The sequence below is a fragment of the Paenibacillus sp. 01L418 genome (assembly GCF_056400045.1).
On sequence record NZ_JBFTSN010000333.1, the window covers coordinates 1 to 7,139 of the forward strand.

9 protein-coding genes are annotated in these 7,139 nt (G+C 33.6%); 3 read left to right on the forward strand and 6 right to left on the reverse strand.

All coding sequences use genetic code 11. The annotated features are described in order from the left end of the window. Nucleotides 1-286 precede the first annotated feature (286 nt). The 5 genes from AC1DSE_RS26620 to AC1DSE_RS26640 form a co-directional block, all read right to left on the reverse strand. Complete coding sequence (locus AC1DSE_RS26620; RefSeq protein WP_477510300.1) at nt 287-1,135, reverse strand: HNH endonuclease; 849 nt, start codon at nt 1,133-1,135, stop codon at nt 287-289. A gap of 1 nt (nt 1,136) precedes the next feature. After that, nucleotides 1,137-2,738 (reverse strand): AAA family ATPase, encoded by a 1,602-nt coding sequence (locus tag AC1DSE_RS26625; protein ID WP_477510301.1) that lies wholly within the window; start codon nt 2,736-2,738, stop codon nt 1,137-1,139. Between the two features lie 131 nt (nt 2,739-2,869). Continuing rightward, entirely contained in the window at nt 2,870-3,382 is a 513-nt protein-coding gene (locus AC1DSE_RS26630) for an FxLYD domain-containing protein (protein WP_477510302.1), read from the reverse strand. 20 nt (nt 3,383-3,402) lie between these two features. Next, complete coding sequence (locus AC1DSE_RS26635; RefSeq protein ID WP_477510303.1) at nt 3,403-3,801, reverse strand: hypothetical protein; 399 nt, start codon at nt 3,799-3,801, stop codon at nt 3,403-3,405. A gap of 249 nt (nt 3,802-4,050) precedes the next feature. Continuing rightward, complete coding sequence (locus tag AC1DSE_RS26640; protein WP_477510304.1) at nt 4,051-4,818, reverse strand: hypothetical protein; 768 nt, start codon at nt 4,816-4,818, stop codon at nt 4,051-4,053. A 148-nt stretch (nt 4,819-4,966) separates the two neighbouring features. Between AC1DSE_RS26640 and AC1DSE_RS26645 the strand changes: the two genes are divergently transcribed. The 3 genes from AC1DSE_RS26645 to AC1DSE_RS26655 all read left to right on the forward strand — a co-directional run bounded on the left by AC1DSE_RS26645 (nt 4,967) and on the right by AC1DSE_RS26655 (nt 6,500). After that, nucleotides 4,967-5,296, forward strand: coding sequence for a hypothetical protein (locus AC1DSE_RS26645; protein ID WP_477510305.1), 330 nt, complete (start codon nt 4,967-4,969; stop codon nt 5,294-5,296). An 80-nt stretch (nt 5,297-5,376) separates the two neighbouring features. Further along, nucleotides 5,377-5,565 (forward strand): restriction endonuclease, encoded by a 189-nt coding sequence (locus tag AC1DSE_RS26650; protein WP_477510328.1) that lies wholly within the window; start codon nt 5,377-5,379, stop codon nt 5,563-5,565. A gap of 230 nt (nt 5,566-5,795) precedes the next feature. Next, on the forward strand, nt 5,796-6,500 hold the full coding sequence (locus AC1DSE_RS26655; protein WP_477510306.1) for a hypothetical protein: 705 nt from the start codon (nt 5,796-5,798) through the stop codon (nt 6,498-6,500). Nucleotides 6,501-6,735: 235 nt separating this feature from the next. Here the strand turns inward: AC1DSE_RS26655 and AC1DSE_RS26660 are convergent. Further along, a partial coding sequence (locus tag AC1DSE_RS26660; protein WP_477528454.1) for a hypothetical protein occupies nt 6,736-7,139 on the reverse strand: 404 nt, incomplete at its 5' end.

A 7,139-nucleotide genomic window follows, 5' to 3' on the forward strand; every position in this document is an offset into this window, starting at 1 on the left:
GCCCAGACTGTACTCTCATAACCCGTAAAAGTCCAGTCTAAAGATCCTTTGATTTCGAGATGAGTTCTAATCCTCCTATAACTTCTCAAAACTATCGAACGGCAAAACCCCAATAAATTACTCAAAAATCTTCGTTATTGGAATTAGACAAAATATCCATTGATTAGTATTTTGTTGAAACTATATCTTTCTTCTATTGATAACTTCAAAAGACATAAAACCTAACTAGACACGTGTTTTCGAGTTCGTTTTTAGATAGTTAATCAATATTACTCTTATGCTTTGATTACACTAAAGCTTGTTTTTGGTATTTCTCAAAAAACACATCGCATTCTAGTAATGCATCTAAAAAAGATGATTTCCAGAAATTTATACCATACCGTCTAATTGAAGAAGCCAATTCATTTCTTAATGTTCGTTTTTGAGTTTCAATTGAAAGTTTGTCGTGTAGGATATGGTCATTAATGTTTGAAATTTCGTCCTCTACATTTAATGAAAATTGTTTAAGGAGATCTAATGCTGCATAGTGTTCTTGAATTATCTCAAATAAATACGGATTAATCTCACCATTATTACTCAATGTAAATCTAATGAGAGGTATGTCTGCTTTATTAAGTTCAATATTTGTATGTAGATACTTTACTTCAGGTATTTCATCGTAATAAAGGTTAAGAAAGATTCTCTTTCCATTTCTAATCCATCTATCTCCCTTTTTACCATTGCAATATTGACAGCAAGGTATCAAGTTTGAAGGAAAAACTGAAAACTCTGGGAAGTCACTTTTCGGCAAATAATGGTCTATTGTACGTGGTCTATCTAGACCACAATATGGGCATTTGTTTTTATGTTGAACTGATTGAATACCTATTATTTCTGCGACTACTTCTCCCTCGAGGTAACCTTTACTATTACGATTATAACAGCTTTGCATCGTTGATTTATCATTTTCTTCCGTTATCTTACTTTCTGAAATATTCTCTAAGCTTAAAGCATTCTTCGTATAAATGTCGTATCTACTGTATACATAAGGTTGCAATTGCAATAATCTTTCTTTTTTCTCTTTTGATCTTGCGTTTTCCATGAGATGCATATAAACATCATTAGCGTTAAGTTCTGGAGAAATTAACTTTTTCATGTCACTCTACCTCTTCTACATATAATGCATTCAAATATGTCTGTGCATTATAACTTAGGTTAAAATCAAATTTTTGTATGATATTATCATATGAGTTCCCTTCCTCTTTCATTTTTTTAAGCCAAGTTTTATAGTTACTTTCATGTTCTCTAACTTCAAAAAGATCATTTGTTAATACACTTATATTTTCACCAAAGCATTCTCCATCTGGATCTGTAATATAAGGAGTATTATTCGATCTATTGAATAACTTAACGAATTTTGAAGGTATTTCTTGAATTATTAATGGTGAGTGAGTTGATAAAATTGCATATGAATTGAATGTAGATAACAATTCATAAAACATTCTCATAAAATTGGCAATAGCATTAGGATGCAAATGTAACTCTGGTTCATCGAATAGAAGTAAAGAATCGACCTCTATATTGGCTATAACTTCAGTTATTGTTGATAGCATTATATTCTGACCTGAGCTTAAGTAAGAACTGAGAAAATTAGTTGGTTCTGATGCAACTTTAGTTCTTATAACTCTTATATCATCAATAATCCTTAAATGTTCTGGCTCTAGAATATTACTCATTATTTCTATCCATTTTTGTTCTCTTTCTCTTTTCAGAACTTTATTATAGGCATTGAAAAAATTTTCTTCGATTTCATTTATTGTTAGTAATCCTTTACTATTACGTAACCCACAATAGACATAGCTACCAAGTATTGTATCTTCTATTCTGTTGTTGTCTTCAGTTTCATCATTCTCATTTTTTCCCTCTAACTGTTTTTTTTCATTCTTTTCCTCTTCAAATGGTTTATACAATTCATCAAATGCACTATATGAAATAGCGATTATTTTACTAAATGATGGTCTTTCGGGTGTAAACGATCTATTCCCACTCTTTTTCGCTCCACTCAATCTACTTGCGAGTTCAGTTAAAATTCTAGTTTTACCAGTTGCATTTTTACCCACAAAACAATTTATTCTAAATGGAACATCATTTTCAGAAAAGTTTAAGTCAACCCTATGAGGTGAGGTTGCATTAGGTATTTTATATTCAAATCTAAAATTTAAAGACCTGTCTATTATTATTGATTCACCAAAGTATAACTTAGCCTCTTTTAATGCTTTACCTGCTTCACTGAAACGTAGTAATGACTCTTTAAATGCAGGTTCATCTTTAAATCTTATGCGGATATCGTCGTTTAACGCTGTATCGTTAAGTGAATTTAGAATTTTCTTTGCTCGTTCAAATCCTTCTTTGCATATAGTTTCATAGTAAGAAACTGATTGACCCAGGGAACAAAAATTTTCATCTAAACACTCAAATTCTCTTGGAATGACCAATCTTGTAGTTGGATTGAGTTTACTACAAATTTTACACGCACCCATATACTCAAAAGCATCAGAATTATATATGTAATAAACATGAAAATACGTCTCATATCCATAATCATTCCAGTTATCTGTCATTAAAACTACAGAGGGAAATTCTACAACACTAGTTGGGATAGTAAAATTATGAGTAAAACCTCTAATATAAAACTTCATAGTATCACCTTCAACAATTATTTTATAAATAAATTTAAGTTGAATAGCAAACTTAGACAATTATTATATGCCTTCAAGCAACATTCTCCTCTCAATCCTCTTAGCCCTGACATGCAATCCAGACTCCATTTTCGCACAAAGGATTGCTTCGACATTATGCACTCTTAGTGCTAATCGGTCATTCGATATATCTATTCAAACAGTTCAAATTTATATTTCTTTATCCCCTCTGGATATTTGGTCATCATCTCAAACTTCTTAGTCTCGTTTGGCTCAATCCCTAATGAATCAATGGCGTATGTCCAATCAGTATCTATCACATTATCATTTGCATCCATATATATTGCCTTAACCTTTATGTAGAAATACGATGTGTTTCCATTATTCTTTACTGATCCTGTTGCACGAATGTAATCTTCATCTCGACTCACTTCTATATCAATGAGATCTAGCATAGGAACTGCATCTTTATTTATTACGTCCAGCAATTCTGTAAGGAAATTCATATCCTCTGACTTGATTACAACATCCGAAATAACCTCAAATGCTTCTTCTGTTTTTCCTTGCTTATGTAATTCTTTAGCTTTTGCCATCATTTCATTGTATTCACTATCAGAGCTTGAACTAACACTATCCGCACCGTTTGAACATCCAGAGAATATGAAAATAGATAAGGCAATGAGTATTAATATTGTATTACGCAATTTAGACACAACTCCATCTTTTATGAAGTTCCTGCTTCCCATTTATGTCCACAATTCATACAACCAACCATTAACTTCTTACTTCCAATAAGTCCTCCTAGTAGTCCAACTCCTCCTAACAAAGCACCTCCAACAGCTGCCTTACCAAGGCTAAAGCCTTTGTCTCCTGCGGACAACTGAGTGGATTTGCATTTTGGACAACGCAATATCTCGTTTGAATTATCCGTATCTTGAAACAACTGTTTGTTTGCTGGCTTCTTAATGATATTTGAAGACTCTCCACAGGAGCACATAATAACTGCATTGGACTTATAGCCAATGTCATTTAATTGACAGCTAATCTTAAGAACCTTATTCTCCTTAGAGCATCTTTCACAGCTAATATAATAATATTTTCCTGATTCATGCAATAACTTCATATCAAACATCACCCCTTGAACCCTAAATAATGAAGACAATCCAATAAGAATAAGACCACAACTTTCTTGTTTAATACCACGAACCCAATCAGTTTCACAAAGTCAAAAAAAGGCTTTCTTTGGATGTTCCTTTTTCTGTTCTACTGTACCTTCACCGAACATGTGTGTTTCAATTGAAGTAACTGAACTGCTTTAACAGCTGTCTGACCGTATTTATTCATTGAATTATGCTTCCCAATCTCATTTGGCTTACCGTACATTTCTATGTTTATCTAAAATATTTAATATCTTCTTAGCACTTTCATTTGCCTTCTGTTCCGTATCACATTCACTAGCCCTTATTCTCTCGATATGGACACCTTCATGAAGTAGCATAGTAGTTCTATCATGTGCTTCCGTAGGGGACTCTTGATGAACTGTATCGCCATCAACCTCAACCACTAAAACAATTCCATCCTTAATAATCATAAAGTCAGGTTCAATTCTGCGATACGATTGCCCACCTCTAATGAAAACAGGCAATGGCGCAAACGAAACGCCTAGCGACTTAAAAGCTTTATACATGTTTATCTCTGGAATTGATCTAAACAATAAGCCATCCATATTCTTCGAAGCAATATTATCAGAACGAACTCTGCCTTGATTATTTATATTAGCTCCATTTAACCACTGTTTAGATTTCAAACGCCAGTCACTGTCTTTTGCTAGTTGTGGGCATATTTTCACATGCTGCAAATAGTAGTTTTCTTCATCAAACAATTTAGCTGCACGTTGCTGTATATTTTCCTCTATCCCCTCTTTCTCTTGCTCTATTTGAGCAAATAATGAAATAGGTATTTTCAAAAATAGAGTGTGGAAGTATGAACCACCATTCCAGTTGTCGTAACTAGTTTCCTTAATTGATGCTTCTGATTCTGATAGTACAGCTACTTCTTTAGCAGAGCCTTCTTTTGCAAACAATCTTACGATTGTCGCCAATATTGATTCTATTTGTTCACTTTGTGGTTCATTCGACAAGAGCTTCATCCCTCCACCAGAAATATTAATTTCACTACATTCTATACCCAGTCTACATTCCTAACATTCGCTTCCACAATTCAATCGAACTAGATATAATTACCTATATATATACTAACATATTCCAAATGAATAGGAGAATTAGAATTTGGCTAGAGGACGTAAGAAAGGCCCTACATTCGTTGATCTAGCAATACAGCTTGCAATTGGCTGTGCCTTTCTGTTCGCCTTCAACATCACCTTAAGCAAGGATGGAGCAACATTCGGTGGAGCATGGCTGAATCCCCTTTTAATTTTCATCATCATTGTTCTAGCGGTTAGCATTGGTTTCCGTATTGTCTATGTTCAAGAAAAGCTAAAGAAAGCCCACATCAACGAGATAGACAAGATTACTGGAACGATGTTTGAGCGTTACCTTGAGCAGTTCTTCAAGCGTCTTGGTTGGCAAGTGAAGCGTACAGGTGGCAAGGGCGACTAAGGGGCTGATCTCAGCCTATCATCATCTATAAAGAATGTTATCATTAAAGCCACACGGTGGAAGAAGAACGTAGGCTATGAATACAGCAGGCTTATACGAGCAAGGACGTATATAGATGTAACAAAGCATGGGTGATCACCAACAGCGGATTCACAGAACAAGCTAGAGATGGCGGCAAACGTCTTGGAGTTAAGCTGTGGGACAGAGAGATTCTGATTGAGCAGATGGCGAAGATCATCAATACTGCGCAGACTATTAAAGTGAAATGAGGAGGAAAACGTTTCTGATGAAGAGACAGCTACCACTGCAACCAATACTTGTAGATTAGTCAATGATCTGTTCCTATGCGCTAAGAATCTGCAATCTATTACTAATATAGTTAAGGGATACTGGTTGTTGAATCAAAGGCGTTTAAAGGTCAAATATATTGCTATTAACATTACGAACAGAGTCGAACTCAAGCATGTATCAAGCTTCGTATAATGAAGGGGGAATACCATTGAATAATCGTTGGTGGGAGTTTTATTTAGTAAGGTATTTTGTTGGTACAGTATTCGGTACATTAGTCACTTTATACCTATACAGTAACAATACTGCATTTAGTAAATTTTACAAGTTGCAAGTTTCTTTAAAAGACTTCACTTCTTCTCATATAATTTTATTTGGGTTACTTGGTTTAGCTTTCTGCTATATTGCAAGTACGCCAATACTGGTTTTACATGCTACTAGGTCAAGTATTTTCAAACCTCACAAGTTCAATAAGAAACCTACAATCATTGGAATCATTGTATTGATCTTAGTTACAGTCGCTTTATATTGGGTGACTAAAAATAACTTAGAATGGTTCTTCCTTATATTTATATTTCTAGTACAAGTAATTCTCCTCGTATTAGCTCTATACAAAGGAAACATCCTAGATTTTTATGTGAAATTGATTAATAAAAGAGCAGCTAGTAGTAGTACAATTGTTTCTATTCCTACAACTAATCCAGAAGTAATAAAAGAATATACTGAATCCTATCGACATCTGCGTGAACATGGAAATGCTTTTTCCATCGTTTTAATGGAATTCATCTTCGGAATTATTCTCTACTTTATGAAAGACATTCAGGAAGTTGTAGTAACAATGATTATCTGGATTATTCCTTCATCTTTCGTTTGGTTTATAGGCAGCTACCTAGAGAGTAAGATAAATAAGATTTAACAATACATTCGTCTAAACACTCGCATGAAAAATTAATCTGTTAGATAAAACTAGAATTTTATGTAAGGTAAAAGCACTCCTTACGTTAAACATTTAACGTAGAAGTGCTTTTTTTTGTTGAGATTAGCTTATGTTCTAATGTGAATAAAAGAATCGTTAACGTATATGTAACAAGTTGCGAGCTAATGCAGTCATGTTACTCATTTCTTTCTTCATCATCGTGTTTGATATCCAACTACTCTTTTTCATGTAAAGCTTCTTTTATTAAAACATTTTTAAAATTATCTTTAACCTCTTCGGGTTTTACAAAAATGTACTCCGCTTTGAAAGTAGCATTATCAATATCGATAGGAACACAAATGAAATTTCCGTTAAATGTATCCACGACAGCATAAGTGTCATTCTTTTGTTCAATCGTCCAATATGTTCTCGTATTTAATACACTATCTTTACCAAAATTGTACGCAGTAGAATAAGCAGATAAGACAACAGCAATGAACACAAGTAAAGACATAAACTTCAGTACAATTGGGATATCATTTAATCCAATCAATCTTAAAGAAAAGAATTTCTTTATTATGAATTTATCTATTAACAAAACTGAAACGAAAAAAAGCGAAAAATACACCAGCATTGCAA